Genomic DNA, 26,432 nt, shown 5'->3' on the forward strand with positions numbered 1-26,432 from the left:
AGCACGCCATGAGCTTCGAATTCGGCCAGGTGCTGGCCATCGCGCACAAGGAGCTGCGCGACCGGCTGCGCAACCGCTGGGTGCTGGCGGTGGCGCTGGTGTTCACGGCCTTTGCGCTGGTCATCGCCTATTTCGGCGGCGCGCAGCAGGGGGCCGTGGGGCTGCGCTCCATCGAGTTCACCATCACCAGCCTGGTGAGCCTGGTGATCTATTTGATCCCGCTGATCGCGCTGCTGCTGGGCTTCGACGCCATCGTGGGCGAGCGCGAGCGCGGCTCGCTGGACCTGCTGCTGGCGCTGCCGATCACGCGGCTGGAGCTGCTGCTGGGCAAGTACCTGGGGCTGGCGGCGGCGCTGAGCCTGTCCACGGTCGCGGGCTTCGGCCTGGTGGCGCTGCTGCTGGGCACGCAGGCGGGCCAGGCGGTGCTGGCGCCCTACCTGAACTTCATGGGCAGCTCGGTGCTGCTCGGGCTGGTGTTCCTGAGCCTGGCGGTGATGCTGTCGGTGCTGGCTTCGGACCGCACGCGCGCCTCGGGCCTGGCCATCGCGCTGTGGTTCTTCTTCGTGCTGGTGTTCGACCTGCTGCTGCTGGGGCTGCTGGTGCTCACCGGCGGCCAGACCGGCGGCGACTGGTTCGCCTGGGCGCTGCTGCTCAATCCCGCGGACGTGTTCCGCATCCTCAACGTGTTTTCACTCGACGACGTGCGCAGCCTCTACGGCCTGACCAGCATCGTCCCGCAGGCGCTGGCCAAGCCGTGGATGATGGGACTGGTGATGCTGGGCTGGATCGTGGCGCCGTTGTCCATTGCCACCTGGAGATTCCGTCCATGATGCCTCGCCGCCGAACCCTGCTGCTCGCCGCCTGTGCCGCGCCGCTCGTCCTCTACGGTTGCGGCCGCAAGGAAGCTGCCGCCGTCGCCGCGGTGGAGATCGAGCCCGCCACCACCTGCGACCTGGACGGTATGCTGCTGGCCGACTACCCCGGCCCCAAGGCGCAGATCCACTATGCCGACGCCGCCGCGCCGGTGTTCTTCTGCGACACGGTGGAGATGTTCTCCACGCTGCTGAAGCCCGAGCAGGTGCGTGCCGTGCGCGCGGTGTACACGCAGGACATGGCGCGTGCGGACTGGGAACAGCCGCGCGGCCACTGGTTCGATGCGCGCAGCGGCTTCTACGTGGTGGGCAGCAAGCGCCACGGCTCGATGGGGCCGACGATCGCCGGCTTCGCCGGCGAGCAGGACGCCCACAAGTTCGCCGCCGAGTACGGCGGCAAGGTGCTGCGCTTCGCGGAGGTCAAGCCGGAGATGGCGGACCTGGGGGGCGGATCGGCGCATGACAAGCACATGTGAGGCGGCAAAGAAGCGGGAAAGCGGATAGCTACACTCGTGCTTCGACCAGCAACCCCGTGCAGGCAATACCGGCCTGACGGGGTTGCTTCCTTCTGATCCCTCACCGTCATGAGCTCCACCGGGACTCCAGGGCCCGCCCACTGGCCCCCGGGCGTGCCGCGGCACTTGGTGCCGCCGGCCACGCACCTCTTCGCCAATGCGGAGGCCGCCGCCGAGCGCTTCGGCCATAAACCTTTTCTCGTCTGCGGCGAGACCTGCCTGAGCTTCGCCCGGTTCCGCGACCAGGCCCTGGCCGTCGCCGGCTGGCTGCAGTACGCCGCCGGCGTGCAACGCACGGACCGCGTGCTGCTGGCGCTGCCCAACGGGGTGGCCTGGGCCGTGGCCTGCTACGGCATCCTGCGCGCCGACGCGGTGCTGGTGCCGGCCAACCCGGCGAGCCGCCGCGAGGAGCTGGAGCGCCTGGCGGCCGACAGCGGCGCCACGGTGGCCTTCGTCGCCCGGGAGCTGCTGGGCGAGGCGCTGCCGCTGCTGGGTACGCGGCTGGAGCGCATCGTGGTGGTGGACGGCGACGACGCCGCCACGCCGCCTCCCGCCGACGCGCGCCTGGTGCCCTGGCCGGCGGTGCGCGCCTTCGGGCAGCCGCCCGCGCCCCCGCTCGCCGGGCCCGACGACCCCGCGGTGCTGCCCTACACCTCGGGCACCACAGGCGAGATCAAGGGTTGCCTGCACACCCATGCCAGCGTGATGAGCGCGCTGGCGGCCGGGGCGGCGTGGTTCGCCTGCCCGCCGGATGCGGTGTTCCTGGCCACGCTGCCCTTCTTCCATGTCACCGGCTTCACGGGCAGCCTCAACGTGCCGCTGTACGTGGGCGGCACCGTCGTGCTGCTGCCGCACTGGAACCGCAATGCCGCGGCGGTGCTGGTGCGGCGCCACCGCGTCACGCACTGGCACTGCATCACGACCATGGTGGTGGACCTGCTGGCGCATCCGCGGCTGCAGGCGCTCGACCTGTCCAGCCTGCGCTGCATCCGGGGCGGCGGCGCGGCCATGCCCGAGGCGGTGGCGCAGCGGCTCAAGGACAGCACGGGGCTGGACTACGTCGAGGGCTACGGCCTTACCGAGACCATGGCCGCCACGCTGCTCAACCCGCCGCACCGGCCCAAGCCGCAGTGCCTGGGCATTCCCATGTTCGGCGTCGACGCCCGCATCCTGGAGCCCGGCACGCGGCGCGAGCTGCCGCGGGGCCAGCGCGGCGAGATCGTGCTCAGCGCCCCGCAGCTCATGCGCGGCTACTGGCGCCGGCCGGAGGCCGACGCCGAGGCCTTCGTCGAGATCGACGGCCGGCGCTTCCTGCGCACGGGCGACCTGGGGTACGTGGACGCGGACGGCTACTTCTTCATGACCGACCGCCTCAAGCGCGTGATCAACAGCGCGGGCTTCAAGGTCTGGCCGGCCGAGGTGGAGGCGCTGCTGTACCGGCACCCGGCGGTGCAGGAAGCGTGCGTCATCGGCACGCCCGATGCGCGGCGCGGCGAGGCCGTCAAGGCGCTGGTGGTGCCGCGCCCGGGCCACGAGGCGCTGGACACGCGGGCGCTGATCGGCTGGATGCGCCAGCACCTGGCGGCCTACAAGTGCCCGCGCCTCGTGCAGCTCGTGCCCTCGCTGCCGCGCTCGGCTTCGGGCAAGGTGATGTGGCGGCAGCTGCAGGACGCGGAGCGGGCGGGCTGAGCTGGAACGAAACGCTGCTGCGCGCCCGGGGCACCTAGAACCGAAGGGCCATGACGGCCAGGATCACGAACAGCAGCCATCCCACCACGAATCGCCGCCACAGAGCAGGCGCTCCGCGCAGCTCCATGAAGTCCAGCGCGATGGCAAGGCCCTTGGCCAGCGACATCGCGAAGACGACGGCAACAGGCCAGCCGTCACCGATGCCAAGGGCCGATTCCCCGACCCACCAGGAAACACCCGTGGCCACCAGCGTCGCCAGCCACAGGACATCGAGCCGCTTGCAAAGGATGTTCATCGCAGCACGTACACCAGCGGGAAGAGCACCACCCACAACAGATCCACCATGTGCCAGAACACGGCTGCCGTTTCGAGGGCCTGTGTGTCGGCCGGTCCCCATTGGCGGCGCGGCACGAGAAAGGCGACCGCGGCAACGATGAGCACCGCCGCGGCGACATGCATGAAGTGGAAACCGGTCAGCAGGTAATAGAACATCCAGAAGTCATCGCTCTCCGGACCGTGGCCGGCGTGCAGCTTCTGTTGGTACTCGAAGCCTTTGACGAACAGGAAAGCGGTACCCAATGCCGCAGCGCCCCAGAGCCAGCGTGCGCCGGCGCTCCTGCTTGAGCTGCGCAGTGCATGCACGCCCCGTGCGACGCACCAGCTGCCGGTCAGGAGGATCACCGTGTTGATGGCGCCCAGATGCAGATTCAGGCTCGACTGGCCCGTGCGAAACGTCGATGGGTCCTTCGCTCTGGCGACGGCGTACACGACGAACAGCAGCCCGAAGGTGAGCATCTCCAGCGCGATGACGAACCACATCGTGATGTCGCCGCTCAAGCGGCGCTCATCCCCAGGATCCGCAAGCGGCGGTCCGGCCGCATCCGGCCCGGCAGACAGGCTACTTTTGGCAATCGTCATGCTGGCGAATCGTTGTTCCACTCGGAGGTGGCCGCCTCGCAACGGCGCTTCAGGTGGCGGCCATCCCGGACGCGGCTCGCGCCGGGTGGAAGGTCAGGACTTGCGCGAGCGCGCGGCGGTTGGTCATCACGTCGGCCAGCGAGTAGCGGTCCAGCACTGCGTAGAACGCTGCGACGGCCTCCGCCAGCGGCCCCTTGAGTTCGCAACAGCCGGAGAGAATGCAGTGGCCGCCACCGGCCTCGAAGCACTCCGCGGGCACCGCATTGCCTTCCGTGTCGCGCACGACTTTTCCGAGGCAGATGTCCTTGGGCTGCATGGCCAGCGTCATCCCGCCGCCCTTGCCGCGAACGGTGGCGATCCAGCCCTGCTTGCCCAGGAAGTGGACGACCTTCACGAGGTGGTGCTCCGAGATGCCGAACGCCGTGGCGATTTCCGCGATGGTGGCCTTGCGGCCGGAGTTCGCAGCCAGGTAGAGCAGCACGCGCAGGCTGTAGTCGGTGAAGGCGGTCAGCTTCATGGTGCGGGGCTCGGTGTATTTCCTGTCTGATGTGAAAAGGGAGGGCCTGCGCCCTCCCCCGCGGACTTGTCGCTTGGCCGCGGCAACGAGCAGCGCAGGGTGCCGACACCCTGCGTCCGGCCGCCAGCCGCAGCAGCCGTCAAGCGTACAGCGCGAGGAACACACTGCCCGCGGCGAAGACGATGTCGCCGGGCCCGTGCGACATGAGTGCCTGGCGAGAGGGTCAGGCGCCGCCGCAGGAGCCGCAGCAGCGGCCGTCGCTGCGCGGCGTTGCGGACTTGGTGATGCGCACTTGCCACACTTCGGGGCCGGACTGCAAGTAAGTCCAGGTGAAGAGCCCAGGCTGCTCCGCCTGCATCTGGTAGTACAGCGGACGTGGGTCGTGATCGTTGACGATGTCCATCGTCCCGCCGTCGCCCAGGGCGTCGAAGGTCTGGAAGATCAAGGGATGGCGCTCGCGCGGCGGGACAGTGCGAACGTCGATGGTCGTAGCGACGGTGGTCTGCGTCATGGGGGCTCCGTGGTGGCGTTTAAAGGTTTATTTCCGATGCACCTAATGTAGGCAGCGGCCCCACCTGCTTCCTTGAAGCAGTTCAAGACGCGCCACGGCAGATGCTTGGTTGAAACCCTTGCGCGTGTGGCGCTTTGCATGACGTCTGCACAAGCACTCACTTAAGATGCATTTTTTTGCACCTTTTACAGAGCACCCTGTGGACATCGACCGATTCAAGGACCAGCACACCCAGATCTTCGACGCCATCGCCCAGTTGCGGCGCCATGCGCAGGCAGGCATCGCCGAGCATGCAGACGACATTGCCCGCCTCATCGTGTCGATGAGCGCGGTGATCAAATTGCACTTGGCGGCAGAAGACCGAACGCTGTACCCGGCGCTGGAGGCTGCCGGCAACCGTCAGCTGGCTCACCTTGGACGCCAGTTCCAATCGGAAATGGCTTCGATCGCAGGGGCCTACAACGCCTTCGCGCGCCGCTGGAACACCGCCGCTCAGGTGCGCGCTGACCCGGACGGCTTCAGGGCGCAAGCCAACCAGGTGCTGCGCAGCGTGTTCGAGCGCATGCAGCGGGAGGGCCGCGACTTCTACCCGGCCGTCGAACGGAACCTGGCCACACCTGCATACGTCTTGCCGGCATCGGCACGCGGCGCACAGCCTCGGCCGTCGGGTCGTTGATGCGCTGATTCACGCTCGGCAGCGGCGCGGCCTGCGACCGCAGCGCGGTGCTGCCCCGCGGGAGAGGCCGCACCCAAGCGCCGCGCGGAACCAGGGCTATGAACTGTGGGCAACAGGGACAAGACCCGCCCTTGGCCGCCCTAGCCAGCGCCCGTAGCGCAGCAGCCACCCCAGCGCCACGGCGGCCCACGCCGTGGCCGCCAGCGGCAGCAGCCAGGGCGCGCCCACCGGCCACAGCGCCGCGGCCACGCGCGCCAGCACCGCGAACTGCTGCAGCCGGAACAGCAGCCACAGCAGGTCGTCCGCCACCACGGCGCGGCCGGACTGCCCGCAGGCCACGCGCGAGGCCATGGCCAGCAGCAGCGTGCCCAGGAAGCCCAGCGCGTAGGCATGCAGCGCCGCAGCCGGCTGCGCCAGCGCCGACAGCAGCAGCGCCGCGCCCAGCCAGATAAAGCCCCGCAGCAGCATCGCCGGCAGCCGCTGGCGCAGGCTGGGCAGCCGGCTCCAGCGCCATGCCAGCCCCAGCAGCAGCACGGCGGCCACGCCCTGCCCCAGCGCCTGCACGCCACGCACCGGGCGCGGCAGCGGTCCGGTCAACCACTCGACGGGCTGCGCCAGCGCCTGCAGGCCCAGCACCGCCACCAGCGTCCACAGCAGCCAGGCCGGCCAGCGCGCGTCCAGCCGCGGCGACGCGGCGCCGAGGAACGGGATCATCCGGTGCAGCGCCGCGGCATAGACCACGCCCAGGCAGCCCCACAGCGCCGCGCGCGTGAGCGCCAGCACCAGCGTCCAGGCCTGCACCACCACGGCGCCCACGGTGGCGTCCAGCAGCAGCGCGCCCAGTGCGCAGGCCGCCAGCGCCACGCGCGCGTGCAGGCGCTCCGGCGCGGCACCGGCGCGCAGCAGCCGCCACAGACGCAGCACCAGGTGGCTCCAGCCCGCGGCCACGGCGGCCAGCCCCATGCCGGCCATCAACGGGGACTGCGGCCCGGCATCGGCCAGCGCCAGGCCGAACACCAGCCAGCCGGCCAGCTGCGCGCCGATCGCGGGAAGGAGCGCGCGCGCGGGCACCGGCGGCGCCTTCAGCCAGCGCGGGCCGGCGGTGAAGAGGAAGCCGGCGATGAACAGCGGCATGAAGCCCCAGCTCATCCACAGCGCGTGCGCCACGACGCGCGGCACGGCCTCGACCGCCGCCGGCTGCGGCAGCACCCGCAGCCACCACAGCGCGCTGGCGGCCAGCATCAGCGCGCCGGCGCTGAAGCCCAGGCGGTGCGGCGAGGCCAGCAACTCGCGCGGGTGCCAGCGGGCAGCGGCCGGCGAGGCAAGAGAGGAAGCGGAAGGCATGGGGCGCAAGGCTGAGGGCTCGCGCGCGAAAGGGATTTGCGTCGCGTCAGGGCTGGCGCCCTTCGCCGCGCACTGGTCCAGGGCCAGAACCGCTTGTCCCACCCACCGGGCGCCAGTGGGATTTGCCCTGGTCGCCCCTCAAGCGCGGGAGTGCGGATTGCTGCAACGCCGCAAACGCAGACGTTGGGGAAGCGCCGCCGGCGCGGGCGCTCTGCGAGCCGAAGGACAGGGACGCATGCCGGACTGGGCGAGCTTTGACGGATTCACTTCCACCACATTCCTGGGCGCTTCGCTGCCGAGCTGGGCCACGGCGCTGGCCGTGACGCTGGCGAGCTGGGTCGGCATGCGGCTGGCGCTCAAGCTGCTGCTGAGCCGCGCCAGCGTGGTGGCACAGGCCACCACCAACCGCGTGGACGACCTGCTGGTGGACCTGCTGCGCGGCACCAGCCGGGTGCTGCTGTTCGTGACGGCGCTGCTGATCGGGCTGTCGATGCTGGAGCTGCCGGCGCGCTGGAACGGGCGTGTCAACCAGCTGTGGTTCCTGACGCTGGCGCTGCAGTTCGGGCTGTGGGGCAACCGCGCCATCGTCATCGGGCTGCGCCGCTACGTGGAGAACCACGCCGCCGGCGGCATGGCGCAGCAGGTCAGCACCTCCGCCACGCTGATGTCGTGGGCGCTGCGCACCGTACTGTGGGCGGTGCTGCTGCTGGCCATGCTGGCCAACCTGGGCGTCAACATCACCGCGCTGGTGGCCAGCCTGGGCGTGGGCGGCGTGGCGGTGGCGCTGGCGGTGCAGAACATCCTGGGCGACCTGTTCGCCTCGCTGTCGATCGCCGTGGACAAGCCCTTCGAGGTCGGTGACTTCATCACCATGAACAGCGTGGCCGGCACGGTGGAGCAGGTGGGCCTCAAGACCACGCGCATCCGCGCCCTGGGCGGCGAGCAGGTGGTGATCTCCAACACCGAGCTGCTCAAGCAGACCATCAACAACTACAAGCGCATGCAGCAGCGGCGCATCGTCTTCAAGTTCGGCATCACCTACGACACCACGCCGGAGCAGGCCGAGGCCGTGCCGGGCATCGTGCGGCGGGTGATCGAGGGGTTGGAGCAGACGCGCTTCGACCGTGCCCACTTCCAGGCTTTCGGCGACAGCTCGCTGGACTTCGAGGTCGTCTACTTCGTGCTCGCGCCCGAGTACAACCTCTACATGGATCTGCAGCAGCGCATCAACCTGGCGTTGATGCGCGAGTTCCGCCAGCTCGGCGTGGGCTTCGCCTTCCCCACCCGCACGCTGCAGATGCCGGGGCTGGAGGCGCGGCTGGCGGCGCAGCCGCTGCCCGGGAACGCGGCTGCGATGCCGCAGCAGCCGCTGGAGCAGGCGTCGATGCGCCCGCGACGCGTGGCGCCTTGAGCGCGGCCGGCCAGGAAGGTTGAGCCCGGCGACGGCTGCGGTCACGCCCGCAACGGCCTGATTCCGGCACTGCTGCACGCCGCGCGGCGGCGCGGCAAGCCCCCGTACCTCCGGAGGCAACGAGCGGCACCTTAAGCTGTGTGGGTTTGCAACTTTCCCGCGCAGTCCCGGCGCCGCAAGGCGCCCGCGGTGCCGTACCGGCCGCCTTCCGATGTCGTTGTCCTTCGCAGTACCCCGCTCCGCCCCCTCTTCCCTTCCCTCCACCGCCAAGCGACTGCTCCAGGCCCTGGGCCTGGCGCTGCTGTGCACGCTGTCCCAGGCGCAGACGCAGCGGCTGCCCACGGGCTTCGCGCAGTGCCAGGGCTTCTTTCCGACGCAGCAGCTGCCGCGCGTGCCCGCGACGACGGCGCAGCTGCCGCGCGAGCTCTGCTACGAGTCCTTCGCCGTGCTGCATTCGGGACGCAGCCGCACGCCGGTGTACGTGGTGGAGAAGCTCACGCGCGAGCAGTTGATCGACGCGCAGGACGAGCAGCGTGCGCAGCGCTTCTTCGCCGATGCGCGCCTGCCCAGCGCCGAGCGCGCCACGCTGGACGACTACAAGGGCTCGGGCTTCGACCGCGGCCACATGGCGCCCGCGGCCGACATGCCCAGCCCCACCGCCATGGCGCAGTCCTTCTCGCTGGCCAACATCGTGCCGCAGGCGCCGGTGAACAACCAGCGCACCTGGGCCGGGATCGAGAAGTCCACGCGCAGCTACGTGATGCGTGCGCAGGGACCGGTGTACGTGTTCACCGGCCCCTACTACGCCACGCCCAGCCCGCGCACCGTCGGCCCCAACAAGGTGTGGGTGCCCACGCACCTGTACAAGCTGGTGTTCGACGCCTCCAACCGCCGCGCCTGGGCGCACTGGGTCGAGAACACCGACGACGCGCGGGCCGGCGCGCCGATCAGCTACCGCGAGCTGGTGCAGCGCACGGGCATCGAGTTCCTGCCGGGGGTGCAGGCGCGGCAGTAGCCACCGTTCAGGCTGAGCTTGTCGAAGCCCAACCGCGCGGCCGAGCTGCAGGCCCTTCGACAGGCTCAGGGCGAACGGTCAGGAGCCTCAAGCCGGCTCGGCCGCCAGCACCCCGCGGCGGATCTGGTCGCGCTCCATCGACTCGAACAGCGCCTTGAAGTTACCCTCGCCGAAGCCGTCGTCGCCCTTGCGCTGGATGAACTCGAAGAAGACGGGGCCCAGCAGCGTCTGCGAGAAGATCTGCAGCAGCAGCCGCTTGTGGCCGCCCTGCGTGCTGCCGTCGAGCAGGATGCCGCGCGCCTGCAGTTCCTCCACCGGCTCGCCGTGGCCCGGCAGGCGCTCCTGCAGCATTTCGTAGTACACCTCGTTGGGCGCGGTCATCACCGGGATGCCGGCCATTTGCAGCGCATCCACGCTCTGGAAGATGTCGTCGGTGAGCAGCGCCACGTGCTGGATGCCCTCGCCGTTGAAGGCCATCAGGAACTCCTCGATCTGCCCCGAGCCCTGCTTGGATTCCTCGTTCAGCGGGATGCGGATCTTGCCGTCCGGCGCCGTCATGGCCTTGGAGGTCAGCCCCGTGTACTCGCCCTGGATGTCGAAGTAGCGGATCTCGCGGAAGTTGAAGAGCTTCTCGTAGAAGCCGGCCCAATACGCCATGCGCCCGCGGTACACGTTGTGCGTGAGGTGGTCGATGAGCTTGAAGCCGTGGCCCACCGGGCGGCGCTCCACGCCTTCGATGAACTCGAAGTCGATGTCGTAGATGCTCTTGCCGTCCTCGAAGCGGTCGATGAGGTACAGCGGCGCGCCGCCGATGCCCTTGATGGCCGGCAGCCGCAGCTCCATCGGGCCGGTCGGGATGTCCACCGGCTGCGCGCCCAGCTCCAGCGCGCGGGCATAGGCCTTGTGGGCGTCCTTGACGCGGAACGCCAGGCCGCACGCGGACGGCCCATGCTCGGCGGCGAAGTAGCCGGCGACGCTCTTGGGCTCGCGGTTGACGATGAAGTTGATGTCGCCCTGGCGGTACAGCAACACGTCCTTGGAACGGTGGCGAGCGATGAGGGTGAAGCCCAGCTTCTCGAACAGCGGCTCCAGCAGGCCCGGGGTGGGCGATGCGAACTCGACGAACTCGAAGCCCATCAGGCCCATCGGGTTCTCGAACAGGTCGGTGGTGGCGGTCATGGTGGTTCCTCCTGGGGTTATCGGACCAGCTGGTCCAGGGTGATGGCGTAGGCGCTGCGGGCCAGCCCGGTGGGCTCGGCGGAGTGATCGCGGCACCGCTGCAGCGCCGCGGCGATGGTGGAAGACACGTCGTTGAAGATGGCGGCCTCGCCGTCGCGGGCTTCCTCGCCCATCAGGAAGGCGAAGGCGCGCGCCATGCCGCAGTTGGCGATGAAGTCCGGGATCACCGCCACGCGGCCGTCGGCGTGCTCCTGGATCGGGCCGTAGAAGATCTCGCTGTCGGCGAAGGGCACGTTGGCGCCGCAGGCGATCACTTCCAGCCCGGCCGCGGCCATGGCGTCCACCTGCTCGCGCGTCACCAGGCGCGAGGCGGCGCAGGGCAGGAAGATCTCCGCGCCCAGGCTCCAGATGCGGCGGTTGACCTCGTCGAAAGGCAGCAGGTCGTCAGCCGCGAGCTGGTTGCCGCGGCGGCCCAGGAACAGCGCCCTCACCTCCTCGACGCTGAAGCCTTGCGGGCGCAGCAGGCCGCCCTCGCGGTCGATGATGCCCACCAGCGTCGCGCCGGCCTGCGCCAGGTACCAGGCCGCCGCGGCGCCCACGTTGCCCCAGCCCTGCACGATCACGCGCTGGCCTTCCAGCGACCGGCCCCACAGCCGCCGCTGATGGCGCACCGACTCGGCCACGCCCCAGCCGGTGATTAGGTCCGCCACCGTGTAGCGGCGCGAGACGGCGGGCGTGAAGCGCGAGTCCTCCACGGCGTGCGACACGCCGCGGCGCAGCTGGCCCACCTTGCGGATGCGCTCGCTCTGGTCCGGGTTGAAGTGGCCGTTGACCACGCCTTCCTGCGGGTGCCACAGGCCGTGGCTCTCGGTGATGGGGATGACCTCGTGCACCTCGTCCACGTTGAGGTCGCCGCCGGTGCCGTAGTAGCTCTTGAGCAGCGGCGCCACGGCCTTGTACCAGCGGCGCAGCACGTCTGCCTTGCGCGGGTCGGCCGGGTCGAAGTCGATGCCCGACTTGGCGCCGCCGATGGCGGGGCCGGAGACGGCGAACTTCACTTCCATGGTCTTGGCCAGCGACTCGACCTCGCGGCGGTCCAGGCCCCGGCGCATGCGCGTGCCGCCGCCGGCGGCGCCGCCGCGCAGGCTGTTGATCACCACCCAGCCTCGCGCGGGCGTCTGGTCGTCATGCCACTCGAACACGATCTCGGGCGGCTTGTTCTCGAAGCGTTGGAGCAGGTCTTTCATGGGGGTCTCTGATTGCTTGGGCATTTGTGGGGCGCCGGCTCAGGCCAGCAGCAGCTTGTCGTCGTCCACGCGCTCGCCGCGGGTGCGCTCGAACAGGCGCAGCAGGTCGGGCACGTCCAGGCCCTCGCGCTGCGTGCCGGCCACGTCCAGCACCACGCGGCCCTGGTGCAGCATCACGGTGCGGTGACCATGGTCCAGTGCCTGGCGCATGCTGTGCGTGACCATCAGCGCGGTGAGCCTGGACTCGTTGACGATGCGGTCGGTGAGCTCCAGCACGAAGGCGGCGGTGCGCGGGTCCAGCGCCGCGGTGTGCTCGTCCAGCAGCAGCAGCTTGGAGGGCTGCAGCGAGGCCATCAGCAGGCTCACGGCCTGGCGCTGGCCGCCCGAGAGCAGGCCCATGCGGTCGGCCAGCCGGTTCTCCAGGCCCAGGTTCAGCGTGCGCAGCTTGGCGCGGAACTCCTCGCGCAGCGCGCGGTTGAGCGTGAGGCCCAGGCCCCGGCCTTTTCCGCGCTTCCAGGCCAGCGCCATGTTCTCCTCGATGGTCAGCGCCTCGCAGGTGCCGGCCATCGGGTCCTGGAACACGCGCGCCACCAGCGCGCTGCGCTGCCAGGCGTTGCGCCGCGTGACGTCCTCGCCCGCGATCTCGATGCGGCCGCTGTCCACCAGCAGGTCGCCGCTGATGGCGTTCAGGAACGTGGACTTGCCCGCGCCGTTGGAGCCGATCACGGTGACGAACTGGCCGGCGGGAATCTCCAGGTCCAGCCCGCGCAGCGCGCGGTTCTCGATCGGCGTGCCGGGGTTGAAAGTGATTTCCAGTCGTTGCGCGCGCAGCATCACAGGGCCTCTTTCGTGGTCGTCGCGGTGGTGGTCTTGACGGTGGTAGCGCGCCGGTTGGAGCGCTTGAGGAAGCGGCGCTTGAGCGTGGGCGCCAGCAGCGCGAAGCCCACGAGCACGGCGGTGACGAGGTTGAGGTCCTGCGCCTGCAGCCCCAGGAAGTCGCTGTTGAGCGCGCCGGCGATGAAGAAGCGGTAGAGCACGGCGCCCAGCACGCAGGACAGCGTCGCCAGCACCAGGCCGCGCGCCGGCAGCAGCGTCTCGCCCACAATGACGGCGGCCAGGCCGATGACGATGGTGCCCACGCCCATGGAGATGTCGGCCCCGCCCTGGGTCTGCGCGAACAGCGCGCCGGCCAGCGCCACCAGCGCGTTGGACAGCGCCAGGCCGTAGATGGTGAAGCGGTCGGTGGAGATGCCCTGCGCACGGGACATGCGGGCGTTGTTGCCGGTGGCGCGCATCGCCAGGCCGGCCTCGGAGGCGAAGAACAGGTCCAGCAGGACCTTGACCACCGCCACGATCGCCAGCAGCAGCAGCGGCTTGAACACGTAGTCGGGCCAGTCGTTGAAGGCGAACAGGCTGAAGAGCGTCGGCTCGGTGATCAGCGCCACGTTGGGCTTGCCCATCACGCGCAGGTTGATCGAGTACAGCGCGATCATCACCAGGATGCTGGCGAGCAGCTGCATGATGCGCAGCCCCACGTGCAGCCAGGCGGTGAGCGCACCGGCCGCGGCGCCGGCAAGCACCGCCACGGCCGTGGCCGCCAGCGGGTGCCAGCCCGCGACGATCAGCGTCGCCGCCACGGCGCCGCCCAGCGGGAAGCTGCCGTCGACCGTCAGGTCGGGGAAATTGATGACGCGGAAGGAGATGAAGACGCCCAGCGCGACCAGGCCGAACACGAGGCCGATCTCCAGGGCGCCGAGTGATGCAATCAACGACATGAGGTTTTCCTGCGGCAAGGCTCCGCCCGGAGCGCGCCGCTTCAGGCGCGCCGGACGCTCAGCTTGTTGAGGGAGAGGAGTAGAAACGCGCCGCGCTTACTTCTGGGCGACGGACAGCTTGGCGGCCTTGAGCAGGTCCTCGGGCAGCGTGACGCCCTGCTTCTGCGCCGCTTCGGGGTTCACGTGCAGCTCGAACTTCTGGCTGGTCTGCGCGGCGATGGCGCCGGGCTTCTCGCCGTTGAGAACGCGCACCACCAGCTTGCCGGTCTGGCGGCCGAGGTCGTAGTAATTCAGGCCCAGGGCGGCGACGGCGCCGCGCTTGACGGCATCGGTATCGGCCGCAACCACCGGCAGCTTGGCCTGCTGCGCCACCTTGACGATGCCCTCGAAGGCGGACATCACGTTGTTGTCGGTGGGCGCGTAGATCACGTCGGCCTTGCCCACCAGGCTCTGCGCGGCGCCGGGCACGTCCACGGTGCGCGGGGCGGCGGCTTCCACCAGCGTCAGCCCGGCAGCAGCCGTGGCCTTTTTCAGCGCCTGGACGATGGCCACGGAGTTGGCCTCGCCCGGGTTGTAGATCACGCCCACCTTCTTGGCCTGCGGTCGCACGCGCAGCATCAGCTCCAGGTGCTTCTCCAGCGGCGAGGCGTCCGACACACCGGTGACGTTGCCGCCCGAAGGTTCCCAGCTCTTGACCAGGCGCGCCGCGACGGGGTCGGTGACGGCGGAGAACACCACCGGGATGTCGCGCGTGGCCGCCACGGCCGCCTGCGCCGAGGGCGTGGCGATGGCGACGATGGCATCGGGCTTGTCGCCCACGTACTTGCGCGCGATCTGCGCTGCCGTGCCGGTGTTGCCCTGCGCGCTCTGGTACTCGAACGTCAGGTTCTTGCCGACCTCGTAGCCCGCCGCCTTGAGCTCGTCGCGCACGCCGTCGCGCGCGGCGTCCAGCGCCGGGTGCTCGACGATGGCGGTGACGGCCACGCGCTTGGTGGCAACGTCGGCAGCCTGCGCGCCCAGGGGCAGCAGCGAGGCCAGCGTGAGGCCCGCCAGTGCGGTGCGGATGAAAGCTTTTTGCATCGGGGTGTCTCCTGGTGTCGGCCCGTTCCGGGCTCGTGGCCCGTCGCGGCAGTCATTGCGAACAGGCGAAACTTTAGGGACCGACACGCGCAATTGCTTTGCATCAAGCGTTGGGACCTTCCCCCGAAAGCGAGACAAAATTTCATGTATCGCACGAAACGGGAGATTCCCTTGCACGCCTTTGATCTGGATCGAATCGACTGCCGCATCCTGGCGCACCTGCAGGCCCAGGGGCGGGCCTCGAACCTGGAGCTGGCGGAAGCGGCGGGGCTGTCGCCGGCGCAATGCCACCGGCGCCACCGTCGGCTGGAGGAACTGGGCCTGATCGCCGGCTACCACGCGCAGCTGGATGCGCGCCGGCTGGGGCTGACGGTGGTGGCCTTCATCCACATCGGCATGGAAAAGGGCCACCTGCGCGACCTGCCGAGCTTCCAGCGCCTGGTGGCGGACCTGCCGCAGGTGCTGGAGTGCTACTCGGTGACGGGCGACTTCGACTACGTGCTCAAGGTGGTGGCGCAGGACCTGAAGGCGCTGTCCACCTTCCTGATGGAGACGCTGATGCGGCTGCCCGGCGTCAACAGCGTGCGCTCCAGCGTGTGCCTGGACGAGATCAAGTGCACCGCCACGCTGCCGCTGGCGCAGGGATGAGCGCAGCGGCAGCGGGCCGGACTCAGAGCTTGCGGCGCTTGCGCGCCCTCGGTGCCGGCGTTGCGTCCTGCACAGGTGCCGGGGACGGCCCGGGGTCGTCCTCACCCGGCATCGCATCCTTGCCCTTGCCGCCTTCCCCGGGCTCGCCAGCGCCCGAGCCGCCGGACAACAACGACGGGCCGCCAGATGGTGGCGGTGACGGCGGCGCATCCGGATCGGGGCCCACCGCATCGGCGCGCTTGCACTCGCTGGAGCCCAGCCCCTGCGCCAGCGCCACCATGTGGGCCGCGACGTGCCACAGGGCGGTTTTCCCGCTGTACAGGTACAGCGCATCGGCCAAACGGGACAGCTGGCACAGGTGTCTCCGCACCGAGTCCAGCTCGCGCCGCTTGATCATCAGCCGCTGGAACTCGGTACGGTACTCCTGCAGCAACCGCTCCCGGGTGGACAGTGCGTCCGGGGCGCTGTCATCCAGCGAACCGTCCAGGAGGGCCTGTACCAGTCGCGCGTCCATGGGCATGAGCGCGTTCCAGGCATCGGGCTCGGTTTCAAAGGCGCGGCGGGCCTCGGTTTCGCACAGAGCCGCCAGCTCCAGCGCCTGCTCGGCTTTCTCCTGTCGCAGCGCCTGCACTTCCTTCTCGTCCTGCATCACGGTGCCGGCCGCGCCGGGAGCCGCGGACACGGCGGGAGCGCCGCCGTCGGCCTTGAGCAGCAGGGCTTGCAACGCCAGCCGGTTGAGCGCGTTGTAGGGCCGGAAGTCACGCTGTCCGCCCAGGCCCTCCCCTGTGCGGTAGGCGGCGGCACTGCGCCACAGTGTGCGCACCATCTCGCTTCCGGTCGGGGCGCCTTGGGCCGCCGTGCCGGCTGCCAGCACACCCTTGCCATACAGGCCCGCCAGCCGCTTGAGCGACGCACCGCGCAATGCACAACGCTCAGGGTTGACGCGCGGTGCGGCGCTCCCGTTGCCGCTCACCAGCTGGTCGAGCTTCGCGAGGCGTTCGAGCGAGAGCTCGATCAGCTCGGGCTTGCCCTGGCGCTCACCCAGCCGGGCCTCCATGTTCGCCAGCTGCTCGATGTCACGGATGGGCACGCGGCCCAGCAGGTCCTCCGCCCGCACTGCGCACTCGTAAGCCTGTTTCGCACTTTCGAAGTCGCCCAAGTCGGCCCAGGTGGCGCCAAGACTGGACTGCAGCGACGGCAGGTTGCGCCAGTCCTGCGGGCAGCGCTCGTCGAGCATCGCCTTGATCGCGCGGCGCTGCTGCGCCTGCTCCTGCGGCGTGAGTGCCTCGGGGCGGCGCGCCAGGGCCGCGCGGCGCGCCGCCAGCTCGTCGAGCAACTCGTCAGGGCTGGCCACGGGTCCATCGGTCAGGGTGGCCTGGCCGTCGGCTGCGGTCTCGGCGCGCCAGTCGGCGTCGCCATAGGCCTGATAGGCCCCCCAGGTGATGTCGCTCTGGCCCTCGGTGAAGATGGTCCGGCGGGCGTTGAACACCGCGTCGCCGAAGGGCTGCCGGCGCAGCAGCAGCTCGGTGTAGAACGCCTCGCCGAACTGCTGAGCCAGCGAGTCGCTGACGGCCCAGCCCGCCACCACGACGCAGCGCACCCCGATCTCGATGAGTTCGCGCGCGACGCTGGCGGCGAGCCTGTTGGCGTCGCGCAGCCGCTCGGCGTCGCGCAGCCGGTCGGCCTCGCTGTCGATCCGGCCCAGGTGGCAGCAGGAGAGGAACACCAGCTCCGGCACCCACTCCATGGCGCCGATCTCGGCCGCCGTGATCAGCAGACCGTCGGAGAGCACCACGCCGGAGCGGCGTCCGCCGTCCACGTGCAGCATGTCGAACACGCCGTGGGCGGCGATGTGCAGGATGCGCCAGGGCCGCTGCAGCAGCAGCGCCAGCACGTCTGGAGCACGCTTGTCGGCGCCGATGGCGTCCTTGACCTCGTAGCCCAGGCCCCTGAGCGCCTGGAACACGGCCGTGGCCTCCCTCTCAGCCCCTGGCAGCGGCGGCAGCGGTCGTGCGGGCTCGGCACCGTTGCAGAAGTTGCCTTCGAACCCTGCCACCGACGGATTGCCCACCACCAGCGCCGTGCGTTGAACGCTCGGCCGCACTTGGCGGCGGAACTGCACGCTGGCGAGCTGGCGCACCATGGGCGTCTGCAGCGCCAGCGGTCGGCGCCGCGCGCCCTGGAGCGCGCCGGGCTGCTCGTCGGCTGCGAACATCAGCTCCCAGGGCATGTTGGCGGTGTAGGCATCAAGCACCAGCACCACGCGCTGCAGCTGCCGGCCCGCCTCCTTGAAGTCGTGCGGCACCATGAGCTGGTAGAGCATGCGTCCGATGTTCTCGTCCCAGCGCGGATTGGCGATCTGCTGGCGCACCAGCGTCTCGATCAATCCGGGCTGGCGCTGCTGCACCACGGTCTCGGCCCGCGCGCGCTGGCCCACGTAGACGAAGCGCAGGCTGTTGGCAATCGCCGCGCCGCGCCGCGGTCGGCCCGCAGCCGCCTGCGCACAAGGCGTGAGCGCTGTACCGGGCGGCGGCAGCGCCGCCTCGCGGCGCGGCTCCTCGGCGTCGGTGATCATCAGGCGCGGCCAATAGGCACTGGCGTGGTTGTCGAACAGGCGCTGGCGCATGCCCTGGCCCTGGCGCAGCGTACGGCGGCATACCAGCGAAGTGCCCTCCCGCTGGGCCAGCGCCGATAGCGCCGAGCCTGGCTGCGCCAGCCGGCGCAGCGCGTACACCGCGGTGATGGCGGTGTCCAGGTAGAGCTCGACGACGTCGAGCCGCCCCACGCGCAGGCGCAGCTTCGTGCTCTCGTGGAACCGCGCGTTGGCCTCCACCACGCCGCGAACCAGCGCCTCCACTGAGGCCTCCACGCTGAGGCTGGCACTGGAGTTGTAGCCCATCAGCAGCGTGGCCAGCGGCAGTTCGAACTCCGTCTGCCCCAGGTCCGGACCGAGGTAATCGGCCAGCTGCAGCAGCAGCCGCAGCACGCCCGCGCGCACCGCCTCGGCAAGGTCGGTGGCGTTGAGCGGCTGCTCGTAGCGGCCCAGCCCCGTGACCACCGCGCCGCGCACCATGCCGGGCCGCAGCGGCCGCACCGGCGCCACGCGCAGCACCACGGAGGCCGTGCCGCGCGGCCCGGCGTACAGGCCCAGGGCGCGGCGGCGGCTGAGCTCGCCATCGAGCAGTTCCCGGTCGATCAGCGCCTCCGGGCCGGCGATCGGATCGAGCTCGAAATGCCCGACCAGCACCGGTTGGGTCAGGAAGCGCAGGTCCGTGGCCGTCACGCTCACTTCCAGCTGGCGCCTGGGCCGCGGCTGGAGGGCAGTGCGCGCCTTGCCTCCCACGGCGGCGGCGGCCAGCGCCGCATCGCCCAGCACCGTCGGCGGACCGGCGTCGAAGACCAGCGGCGCGTCGGCCTCGGCCGCGCGCACCACCGGGGGCGCTTCGGACAAGGCCGTGGTGCTGCCATCGACCAGCAGCTCCAGCAGCGCCCCGAAATACTCGCTCGTGTCGCACAGGTTGCCGTGCTCGGCGGGCATGTAGTAGTGGCGGCCGACGTTGCCAATGCGGCCCGAACGCCAGGTGACGGTGCCGTCGCCGCGCGTCGTGCCCTTGAGCTTGAGCCGGCCGCCGTCGTCCATCACGCCGCAGGTGGTGTTGGACGCCACGCCGAAGACATAGACGGACTTGGACTCGTACTCCTTGGGCAAGGCGAGCGGCTTTTTCGTTGCGGTGGCCTCGGCGCTGTCCTGGCGCCACAGCCAGCTGCCCTCGGTGAGCGCGTCCTGCTCGGGCACCGCCATGCGGCCGTCGCCAAACCAGAAGTCCTTGAGCAGCGGCTGCAACCCGGACCACGTGCTGCTCTTCAGGAAGTCGTAGCGCGGGTCCTTGCCTGGGTCGAAGAACTCGTCCTCGAAATCCGCAGGCGGCAGCAACTGCAGCGCGCCGCGGAACTTCGCGACGATGTCCAGCAGCTCCTGCAGGGTGTGGCGATGGTCCATGGCGGCCAGGGCGCGCAGCATGCTGCCTTTGCCCAGCAGGTTCTGCACCATGGTGTGCGAGCCGCGGTGCGGCGTGCCCAGCATGAGCAGGCGCGCGCCCTCGCGGGCCATGAGCTCGTCCATGACTGCGCGGCGGCGGTAGATGCATGCGCGCACCACCAGACCGCCCATGCTGTGGGCCAGCAGCCGGATGGGCTGCTTGGCGTGCTGCTTCAGCAGTTGCTCCAGGAAGCTACCCAGGCGGTCACCCAGCACGTCCAGCGGCTGGCGCCAGTCGTAGGCGAAGGTCACCACACGGTGCGTGCGTGCCAGCTCCTTGCACAACGCGCCGTAGGACAGCGCCAGCAGTGCATCGGCCTCCACGCCGCTGCGGCCCCAGCCGACACGCTCCAGCCCGCCGCCCAGCAGCCGCAGCGGGTCCAGCCAGATGCGCTCGCCGTTGGCCTTCAGGGTGGATCCCATCACGCCCGGCAACACCACTACCACGGGCCACTCGGCCTGGGCCGCCGCGTCGCGGGTCTGCACCTGCAGCGAACGCTCGAGCTCGGCCTCCAGCGTGGCCAGGTCCTGCGGCAAGTCCACGAAGGCCGGTAACTCCTGGGGCCTTTCGCTCACCAGCCAGTCGCGCAAGGCGCATCGGGTGTCGAGGTTGCTGAAGTAACGGAAATGCGTGGTGGCGCTGCTGCGCTCCAGCAGCGCCCGAGCACCGCTGCGGGCCGCGATGCCGGCGAGCATGGCGGGCGTGTCCACCACCAGGTCGTTGTCCACCTGGTCGAAGAGCAGGAAGTCGGTGAGCAGCACGCCCAGCCGGGCCAGCGCACTGCCGCCTTCGGCGTCGCCGGCGATCAGCCCCATGGCGATGCCGGACTGCACCTGTGCCTCGCGCAGCAACCGCGCCAGCGGCGAGTCCGGCAGCATGGCCTCGATGCCGGGCACCATGTGCGGGTCGGTGCGCCGGTTTGCAATTTCCAGCACCACGCGCTTGAAAGCCGAGTACAGCGGGTTGCCGAAGAACCACGGACTCAAGCCCAGCAGGCTCAGGATGCTTGAGAGGAAGAGGTCGAAGTTGCCGCTTGCCAGCCGCGTACCGTTGGCCGGCGCAGCCACGCGCACGTAGCGCTCGACGGTCAGCTGCTTGTCCTTCAGCAGCGTCGCGAGCTTCATGAGTTGCTCGCGTTGCTCGGCGTGGCCCTGTTCCAGCTCACCGTCCAGCGACGATCCTTGCGGCAGGCGGCGTTCGCTGCCGGCGCTGCCCAGGCCCGTGAATGCGGCATCGCGGCGGTACTCGTCGATCAAGCCACCGAAGTCGCGGATGCACAACAGGTCCGCCACCAGCCCGCCGCGCGAATGCGACACCAGGCTGACGCGTGCGCCTCGCGGCAGCGCCTTGACCAGCGCGACGGCGTTTTCGATGGGGCTTTCCGAAAGTGTGCGGTGTTCCAGCGCGTAGATGCCGCCGGGATAGGCGCTCTTGAGCGCGGGCCACGCCTCGGAGTCGGCGCCCTGCAGGTCGCCGAAGCTGCCCAGGGTGCTGGAGGCCGTGCCGTGCACGAACACCAGCATGCGCTCGTCCTTGTACTTGTCGAAATGGCCGGTCTCCACGGGCCTGAGCGTGGGCGTCCCGCCCTGGGCATCGCTCCATGCACACAAGCCCTCGTTCTTTACGGCCTTGCTTTCCAGGGCGTGCATCAGCGCCTTGGTGCCGGCCCAGGACAAGCCCAGCACCGCGGCATCGACGCCCACGTTCCTGAACAGCTCGCCCGAGTCGAGGTCACCGCGCAGCACGGCGGTGAACACCCGCTTCACTACCGCCTTCGCCACGTCGCCCATCAGGCCGCGGGACGGCCCGCCGCTGGCCTGGTTGAGCAGGTCGAGCCGGATGGTGTCGCCCGTCACCCACTCGGGATGGCTGCGCTGCAGGCTGGCGCGCAACTGCGCCGCGCTGGTGACCAGCGTGCTGCCGTCCTCCAGCTCCAGCAGCAGCACCTCGCCGTCCGCCGCCTCGATCGTGCGCACGGGCACGCCCGTGCCAGCCTCGCGCGAAGCCGGTCCCACGAGCACGGCGCTGGTCACCTCCACCAAGCCGTCGGGCAGCAGCTCATCGCGCGCACCGGCATCGGCGGATCTTCCTGCATTGTTCAGGAATGCCGGCTGGACCTTGCGCGCCGCCTCCCACCCCTGGACTTCGAGAACTTGCGCCATGGACCGTGCTCCCCGATTCGTTCAGCCGAACACCTTGGAACGCCGTGCCGCCGCGGCACCGACGAGCTGAGGCACCTGCGGATAGCTCACCGACGGCAGCTGTGCGGGCGTGATGGCCTCGTGCCACGTCGCATAGGTCGCGTCCGCACCCAGTCTGCGCAGCGCCTTGAGCGCGTAGTAGGTGAAGGCACCGTTGAAACGCCCGTTGATGAAGGCGTCGTAGCTGAAGTTGTCCGGGCCCTCCTGGCAGCCTGAGAGCAGCAGGTCGCCGCTGCGGCGCGCCACCAGCTTGGCCAGCGGGCTTTCGCCCTGCACCGGCGGCAGCCGCCGCAGCGGCGTGTTGCCGGCGCCGCGCGGCAGCGCCGCATCGTCCATCCAGTTGCCGATGGGCATGAATCGCGCGCGGGTGGCGCGCGGATCGGCGTCGACGTCCTGCGCCGCGCGGGTGACGGTGCCGGAGTGGCAGCTGTCGGAGATCAGCACCAGCTTCACCTTTGAGTGGCGACGCAGGAACAGCTCGTGGATCTCGTCGTCGGTGAGTGCGCTCTCGCTGCGGATGTCGTACGGGCACAGCGCCTCGTCCAGGCCGTCCACCTCGTCGCCGTCCATATCGGGCACGTAGGTGCCGTGGCCGGAATAGGTGATGACGACCAGGTCGCCAGGCTGGGCCTGCTCGATCAGGCTGCCCATGGCCTGAGCCATCGCCGCCTTGGTGGCCTGCCCGTCCAGCAGCATCGACACGCTGAAGCCGCGCTGCTGCAGCTCCTGGGCCCAGTCCCGGGCGTCGTTGACGCAGCCCTGGAGATCCATCCCGGTGCCGGGATAGTCATTGATGCCGATGCACAAAGCCTTCTTTGCCATGTCGCCTCCGCAAATCCGGACGCCCTGTCCGAGCGCGTCAGACTAGGACGGGACGAAAAAGGCAAACACTGGCGAAAGTCATGGCGCAAACAGCAAAAAGCCCGGTGTCTTGTGGACACCGGGCTTCGGCTGTTTCTTTGGTCGGGGTGGCGGGATTCGAACTCGCGACCCCTTGCACCCCATGCAAGTGCGCTACCAGGCTGCGCTACACCCCGACTGCTGAAGCTGAAAGTATACCGCATTTCAGATGCGGTTCTTCAACTGCGCAAAAGGTTTCACGCACAACCTTCGGGGTTGCGACCACAACTGTGTCCTCATGCGCGGCATGTGCACGTCCACCGCCGGCAGGCGCTGGTTGCCGCGCCCCTCGTACGCCCTCGCTGCGCAACGGCGGCACGCGCTGCCCATGGACGCCAGCGCGGGGCGCGCCTGCAATGCCTGGCCAAAAGCGAAAAGCCCGGTGTCTTGTGGACACCGGGCTTTGGCTTTTTTGGTCGGGGTGGCGGGATTCGAACTCGCGACCCCTTGCACCCCATGCAAGTGCGCTACCAGGCTGCGCTACACCCCGACGACTGAAGCTGAAAGTATAACACCAATCTGCTATTTCTGGTCAAGCAGCGCGCGAATCTGAAAAAGCTCCGCACGCAACTCGTCCAGCAAATCGGCATGGCCGCCGTTGGTGGACAGCGGGAATTCCGACAGATCCTCGGCCACCGCCTCCGTTTCCAGCAGCTCCGGCTCCGCAGCCAGTGCCTGGGAGGCGGCGCGCAATGCGGCGCCGCGCGGAGATTCATCGGCCAGACGGTTGCGCGCGCCGTTGATGGTGAAGCCCTGCTCGTAGAGCAGGTCCCGGATTCGGCGGATCAGCAGCACCTCATGGTGCTGGTAGTAGCGCCGGTTGCCGCGACGCTTCATGGGCTTGAGCTGCGAGAACTCCTGCTCCCAGTAGCGCAGCACGTAAGGTTTGACGCCGCAGAGCTCGCTGACCTCGCCGATGGTGAAGTAGCGCTTGGCGGGGATTTCGGGCAGCGAGGCCTTGTCCGGCGGCGGCGTCTTGTCCATCACAGGGGAGCCATGTGGAAGCCCCAGCCGCTGCGCTCAGCAGAAGCGGCGCAACGGCTGAACAGCCCGGCTGACCGGCGGTCCGCGCTCACGCCCTCACTCGGCGTCGTCGTGGGCGTCGGCATCGCCCTGCACCAGCCCCTTGAGCTTGTGGCTCGCATGGAAAGTGACGACGTTGCGCGCGTTGATGGGGATGGTCTCGCCGGTGCGCGGGTTGCGGCCCGGGCGCGGCGCCTTGCGGCGGATATTGAAGTTGCCGAAGCCCGAGAGCTTCACTTCCTGGCCCTGCACCAGCGCGCCGTGCAGGATGTCGAAGAAGGCCTCCACCATGTCCTTGGACTCGCGCTTGTTCAGGCCCAGCCGCTCGAACAGCAGCTCGGACAGCTCGGCCTTGGTCAGCGTCGGCGTCTCGATGCTGGGCAGCAACACGGACTCGGGCGGATTGGTGATGTCGTTCATGGTCCTTCGTCCCCTCCTCAGCCGCGCAGCCGCACACCCAGGCGCTGCTGCAGCCGCTGCAACAGCGCGGCGACGGCAGCGTCGATGCGCTCATCGGTGAGCGTGGCCTCCGGATCGAGCAGCTCCACCCGCACTGCCAGGCTGCGCTCGCCCGCCTCGATGCCGGCCACCGGCGTGGCGGGCTTGTAGAGATCGAACAGCTTGGCCGAGCGCACCAGGGCGCTGTCGTCGTCGAGGATGACGCTCATCAGCGCATCATGGCCGAGGTCTTCACGGGCCACCAGCGCCACGTCGCGCACGGCCGACTGCTGGCGCGGGATAGGCTTGAACTCGGGCACCGGACGGTGCAGCAGCGCGTCGAGCTCCAGCTCGAACAGCACCGGCGCCTGCGGCAGCTCGTAGGCCTGGCGCCAGCGCGGATGCAGCTCGCCGATCCAGCCGACGCTCACGCCATCGATTTCCACGCGCGCGCTGCGCCCGGGGTGCAGCGCCGGATGGGTGTCGGCCACGAACTTCGGCTGCAGCGGCGCCAGCAGCGCTTCCACATCGCCCTTGACGTCGAAGAAATCCACGCCGCGCTCGCGCTGGCCCCATTGCAGATCGTGCTCGCTGCCGAAGGCCAGGCCCGCCAGGCGCCGCGGCTGGCGCACGCCAGCGACGCTGGTGTCGCTGTCGGTCACCGAGGCATCGCGCCGGAACACGCGGCCGATCTCGAACACGCGCACGCGCGGCGCCTTGCGCGCCAGGTTGTAGCGCAGCACGTTCACCAGGCTGCCCAACAGGCTGGAGCGCATCACCGCCAGCGGCGCGGCGATGGGGTTGAGCACGCGGATCGGGTCGGCATTGCCGGCCAGCTCCTGCTCCCAGCGCTCCTCGACGAAGCTGAAGTTGATCGTTTCCTGGTAGTCCAGGTCCGCCATCAGGTGGCGCAGCGCATGCGTGCTGCGCTGGTTCTCCGGGCGCACATGGGCCGTGACCGGCGCGATCGGCGGCGTATCGGGCAGGTTGTTGAAGCCGACGACGCGGATCACTTCCTCGATCAGGTCTTCCTCGATCTGCAGGTCGAAGCGCCAGGTCGGCGGCGTGACGGTGAGCGTGCCCTCGCCTTCGCTGAACTCCAGGCCCAGGCGGCGGAACACCTCGGCGCACTGCGCCTGCGTGAGAGGCATGCCGATCACGCGCGCTGCGCGTGCCACGCGCAGCGTCACGGGCTTGCGCTCGGGCAGCCGCGTGACCTGGTCGTCGATCGGGCCGGCCTGGCCGCCGCAGATGTCCAGGATCAGCCGCGTCAGGTGCTCGATGTGCTCCACCGTCAGCGCCGGATCGACACCGCGCTCGAAGCGGTGGCCCGCGTCGGTGCTGAAGTTGAAGCGGCGCGAGCGGCCTGCCACCGCCTGCGGCCACCAGAAGGCGGCCTCGACGTAGACGTTGCGCGTGTCGTCGGAGACGGCCGTGGCGTCGCCGCCCATGATGCCGGCCAGCGACTCCACCGCCTGCGCGTCGGCGATCACGCCAACCTGCTCGTCGAGCTCGATGGTGTTGCCGTTGAGCAGCTTCAGCTGCTCGCCCTGGCGGCCCCAGCGCACGACCAAGTTGTCGTGGATCTTGTCGAGGTCGAAGATGTGGCTGGGCCGGCCGTACTCGAACATCACGTAGTTCGAGATGTCCACCAGCGGGCTGACCGAGCGCTGGCCGCAACGCGCCAGGCGCTCCACCATCCACGCCGGCGTCTGGGCTTTCAGATTGATGCCGCGGATGACACGGCCGGAGAAGCGGCCGCACAGGTCGGCGGCTTCGATGCGCACCGGCAGCCGCGCATCATGCGCCGCAGGCACGGGCTCGAAGCGCGGTGTCTGCAGCGGCGTGCCGGTGAGCGCGGAGACTTCGCGCGCGATGCCGTACACGCTCAGGCAGTGCGCCAGGTTGGGCGTGAGCTTGAGCGTGAACAGCGTGTCGTCGAGGTTGAGCACCTCGCGCACGTCGGCGCCCACGGGGGCGTCGGCCGCCAGCTCCAGCAAGCCGCCGTGCTCATCGGACAGTTGCAGCTCGCGCGCGGAGCACAGCATGCCGTGGCTCTCCACGCCGCGCAGCTTGCCCAGCTTGATCTGGAAGGGTTTGCCGTCCTCGCCCGGGGGCAGCTCGGCGCCCACCAGCGCCAGCGGCACCCGGATGCCGGCGCGGGCGTTGGGTGCGCCGCAGACGATCTGCAGCGGGCCGTCCTTGGAAAACTCGCCGGCGTTGACCTTGCACACGCGCAGGCGGTCGGCGTTGGGGTGCTGCTCGGCTTCCAGGATCTCGCCCACCACGATGCGGCTGAAGGCGGGAGCGGCCGGGCGCAGCTCTTCCACCTCCAGGCCGGCCATGGTCAGGGTGTCGGCCAGCTCGGCAGTGCTCAGCGGCGGGTTGCAGAACGCGCGCAGCCAGGACTCGGGAAATTGCATGGTCGATCTC

At 69.8% G+C, this 26,432-nt stretch carries 22 protein-coding genes and 2 tRNA genes; 7 read left to right on the top strand and 17 right to left on the bottom strand.

Annotated elements, in window-relative coordinates:
- Positions 1-8 precede the first annotated feature (8 nt).
- The 3 genes from H537_RS0136445 to H537_RS0136455 all read left to right on the top strand — a co-directional run bounded on the left by H537_RS0136445 (position 9) and on the right by H537_RS0136455 (position 3,076).
- A complete protein-coding gene (locus tag H537_RS0136445; protein ID WP_029001810.1) occupies positions 9-830 on the top strand; it encodes an ABC transporter permease in 822 nt (273 codons plus the stop codon).
- Positions 827-1,348, top strand: a complete 522-nt coding sequence (locus H537_RS0136450; protein ID WP_029001811.1) for a nitrous oxide reductase accessory protein NosL — start codon at positions 827-829, stop codon at positions 1,346-1,348. The genes H537_RS0136445 and H537_RS0136450 overlap by 4 nt, the downstream gene beginning before the upstream one ends.
- A gap of 108 nt (positions 1,349-1,456) precedes the next feature.
- Entirely contained in the window at positions 1,457-3,076 is a 1,620-nt protein-coding gene (locus H537_RS0136455) for a long-chain-fatty-acid--CoA ligase (protein WP_029001812.1), read from the top strand.
- 34 nt (positions 3,077-3,110) lie between these two features.
- Here H537_RS0136455 and H537_RS0136460 read toward each other — a convergent pair whose 3' ends face one another.
- The 4 genes from H537_RS0136460 to H537_RS0136475 form a co-directional block, all read right to left on the bottom strand.
- Positions 3,111-3,371, bottom strand: coding sequence for a cytochrome C oxidase subunit IV family protein (locus tag H537_RS0136460; RefSeq protein WP_029001813.1), 261 nt, complete (start codon positions 3,369-3,371; stop codon positions 3,111-3,113).
- Entirely contained in the window at positions 3,368-3,994 is a 627-nt protein-coding gene (locus H537_RS0136465; protein ID WP_029001814.1) for a cytochrome c oxidase subunit 3 family protein, read from the bottom strand. The genes H537_RS0136460 and H537_RS0136465 overlap by 4 nt, the downstream gene beginning before the upstream one ends.
- Positions 3,995-4,043: 49 nt before the next feature.
- Positions 4,044-4,511: an RrF2 family transcriptional regulator gene (locus tag H537_RS0136470; protein WP_029001815.1), complete on the bottom strand. Its 468-nt coding sequence runs from the start codon at positions 4,509-4,511 to the stop codon at positions 4,044-4,046.
- A gap of 223 nt (positions 4,512-4,734) precedes the next feature.
- On the bottom strand, positions 4,735-5,022 hold the full coding sequence (locus H537_RS0136475; protein WP_029001816.1) for a DUF2249 domain-containing protein: 288 nt from the start codon (positions 5,020-5,022) through the stop codon (positions 4,735-4,737).
- Between the two features lie 199 nt (positions 5,023-5,221).
- On the opposite strand from H537_RS0136475, the gene H537_RS47685 reads away from it, so the two are divergent.
- Complete coding sequence (locus H537_RS47685; RefSeq protein ID WP_051244470.1) at positions 5,222-5,698, top strand: hemerythrin domain-containing protein; 477 nt, start codon at positions 5,222-5,224, stop codon at positions 5,696-5,698.
- 96 nt (positions 5,699-5,794) lie between these two features.
- Here the strand turns inward: H537_RS47685 and H537_RS0136485 are convergent, their stop codons facing one another.
- Positions 5,795-7,042, bottom strand: coding sequence for an NnrS family protein (locus H537_RS0136485; protein ID WP_064736117.1), 1,248 nt, complete (start codon positions 7,040-7,042; stop codon positions 5,795-5,797).
- Positions 7,043-7,277: 235 nt separating this feature from the next.
- Between H537_RS0136485 and H537_RS47690 the strand changes: the two genes are divergently transcribed.
- Both H537_RS47690 and H537_RS0136495 read left to right on the top strand, forming a co-directional pair.
- Positions 7,278-8,453 carry a mechanosensitive ion channel family protein gene (locus H537_RS47690; RefSeq protein WP_051244472.1) on the top strand — a complete coding sequence of 392 codons (1,176 nt, stop codon included), beginning with the start codon at positions 7,278-7,280 and terminating at the stop codon, positions 8,451-8,453.
- Between the two features lie 211 nt (positions 8,454-8,664).
- Positions 8,665-9,468 (top strand): DNA/RNA non-specific endonuclease, encoded by an 804-nt coding sequence (locus tag H537_RS0136495; protein WP_051244474.1) that lies wholly within the window; start codon positions 8,665-8,667, stop codon positions 9,466-9,468.
- 87 nt (positions 9,469-9,555) lie between these two features.
- Here H537_RS0136495 and hppD read toward each other — a convergent pair whose 3' ends face one another.
- The 5 genes from hppD to H537_RS0136520 form a co-directional block, all read right to left on the bottom strand.
- The gene (gene hppD, locus H537_RS0136500) at positions 9,556-10,647 is read right to left on the bottom strand and encodes a 4-hydroxyphenylpyruvate dioxygenase (RefSeq protein WP_029001819.1); all 1,092 of its coding nucleotides are present in this window, start codon (positions 10,645-10,647) and stop codon (positions 9,556-9,558) included.
- A 17-nt stretch (positions 10,648-10,664) separates the two neighbouring features.
- Positions 10,665-11,894 carry a Glu/Leu/Phe/Val dehydrogenase dimerization domain-containing protein gene (locus tag H537_RS0136505; RefSeq protein ID WP_029001820.1) on the bottom strand — a complete coding sequence of 410 codons (1,230 nt, stop codon included), beginning with the start codon at positions 11,892-11,894 and terminating at the stop codon, positions 10,665-10,667.
- 39 nt (positions 11,895-11,933) lie between these two features.
- Positions 11,934-12,728, bottom strand: coding sequence for an ABC transporter ATP-binding protein (locus H537_RS0136510; protein WP_029001821.1), 795 nt, complete (start codon positions 12,726-12,728; stop codon positions 11,934-11,936).
- Entirely contained in the window at positions 12,728-13,669 is a 942-nt protein-coding gene (locus H537_RS47695; RefSeq protein ID WP_051244476.1) for an ABC transporter permease, read from the bottom strand. The genes H537_RS0136510 and H537_RS47695 overlap by 1 nt, the downstream gene beginning before the upstream one ends.
- A 96-nt stretch (positions 13,670-13,765) precedes the next feature.
- Positions 13,766-14,749 carry an ABC transporter substrate-binding protein gene (locus H537_RS0136520; protein ID WP_029001822.1) on the bottom strand — a complete coding sequence of 328 codons (984 nt, stop codon included), beginning with the start codon at positions 14,747-14,749 and terminating at the stop codon, positions 13,766-13,768.
- Positions 14,750-14,920: 171 nt separating this feature from the next.
- Here H537_RS0136520 and H537_RS0136525 point away from each other — a divergent pair, with 171 nt between their 5' ends.
- Entirely contained in the window at positions 14,921-15,397 is a 477-nt protein-coding gene (locus H537_RS0136525) for an Lrp/AsnC family transcriptional regulator (RefSeq protein WP_029001823.1), read from the top strand.
- A 22-nt stretch (positions 15,398-15,419) separates the two neighbouring features.
- On the opposite strand, the gene H537_RS47700 is transcribed toward H537_RS0136525, so the two are convergent.
- From H537_RS47700 to pheT, 7 genes are all read right to left on the bottom strand, one after another.
- Positions 15,420-21,599 carry a DUF7379 domain-containing protein gene (locus H537_RS47700; protein ID WP_051244478.1) on the bottom strand — a complete coding sequence of 2,060 codons (6,180 nt, stop codon included), beginning with the start codon at positions 21,597-21,599 and terminating at the stop codon, positions 15,420-15,422.
- 21 nt (positions 21,600-21,620) lie between these two features.
- Positions 21,621-22,460 carry a caspase family protein gene (locus H537_RS0136535; protein WP_029001824.1) on the bottom strand — a complete coding sequence of 280 codons (840 nt, stop codon included), beginning with the start codon at positions 22,458-22,460 and terminating at the stop codon, positions 21,621-21,623.
- A 138-nt stretch (positions 22,461-22,598) separates the two neighbouring features.
- Positions 22,599-22,675, bottom strand: a tRNA-Pro gene (locus tag H537_RS0136540).
- Between the two features lie 276 nt (positions 22,676-22,951).
- A tRNA-Pro gene (locus H537_RS0136545) sits at positions 22,952-23,028 on the bottom strand.
- 32 nt (positions 23,029-23,060) lie between these two features.
- Entirely contained in the window at positions 23,061-23,522 is a 462-nt protein-coding gene (locus tag H537_RS0136550) for a MerR family transcriptional regulator (RefSeq protein ID WP_029001825.1), read from the bottom strand.
- Positions 23,523-23,618: 96 nt separating this feature from the next.
- On the bottom strand, positions 23,619-23,981 hold the full coding sequence (locus H537_RS0136555; RefSeq protein WP_051244479.1) for an integration host factor subunit alpha: 363 nt from the start codon (positions 23,979-23,981) through the stop codon (positions 23,619-23,621).
- 17 nt (positions 23,982-23,998) lie between these two features.
- Complete coding sequence (gene pheT / locus H537_RS0136560) at positions 23,999-26,422, bottom strand: phenylalanine--tRNA ligase subunit beta (protein WP_029001827.1); 2,424 nt, start codon at positions 26,420-26,422, stop codon at positions 23,999-24,001.
- Positions 26,423-26,432: the final 10 nt, after the last annotated feature.

It is taken from the genome of Azohydromonas australica DSM 1124 (assembly GCF_000430725.1).
In the GTDB taxonomy this organism is placed as follows: domain Bacteria; phylum Pseudomonadota; class Gammaproteobacteria; order Burkholderiales; family Burkholderiaceae_C; genus Azohydromonas; species Azohydromonas australica.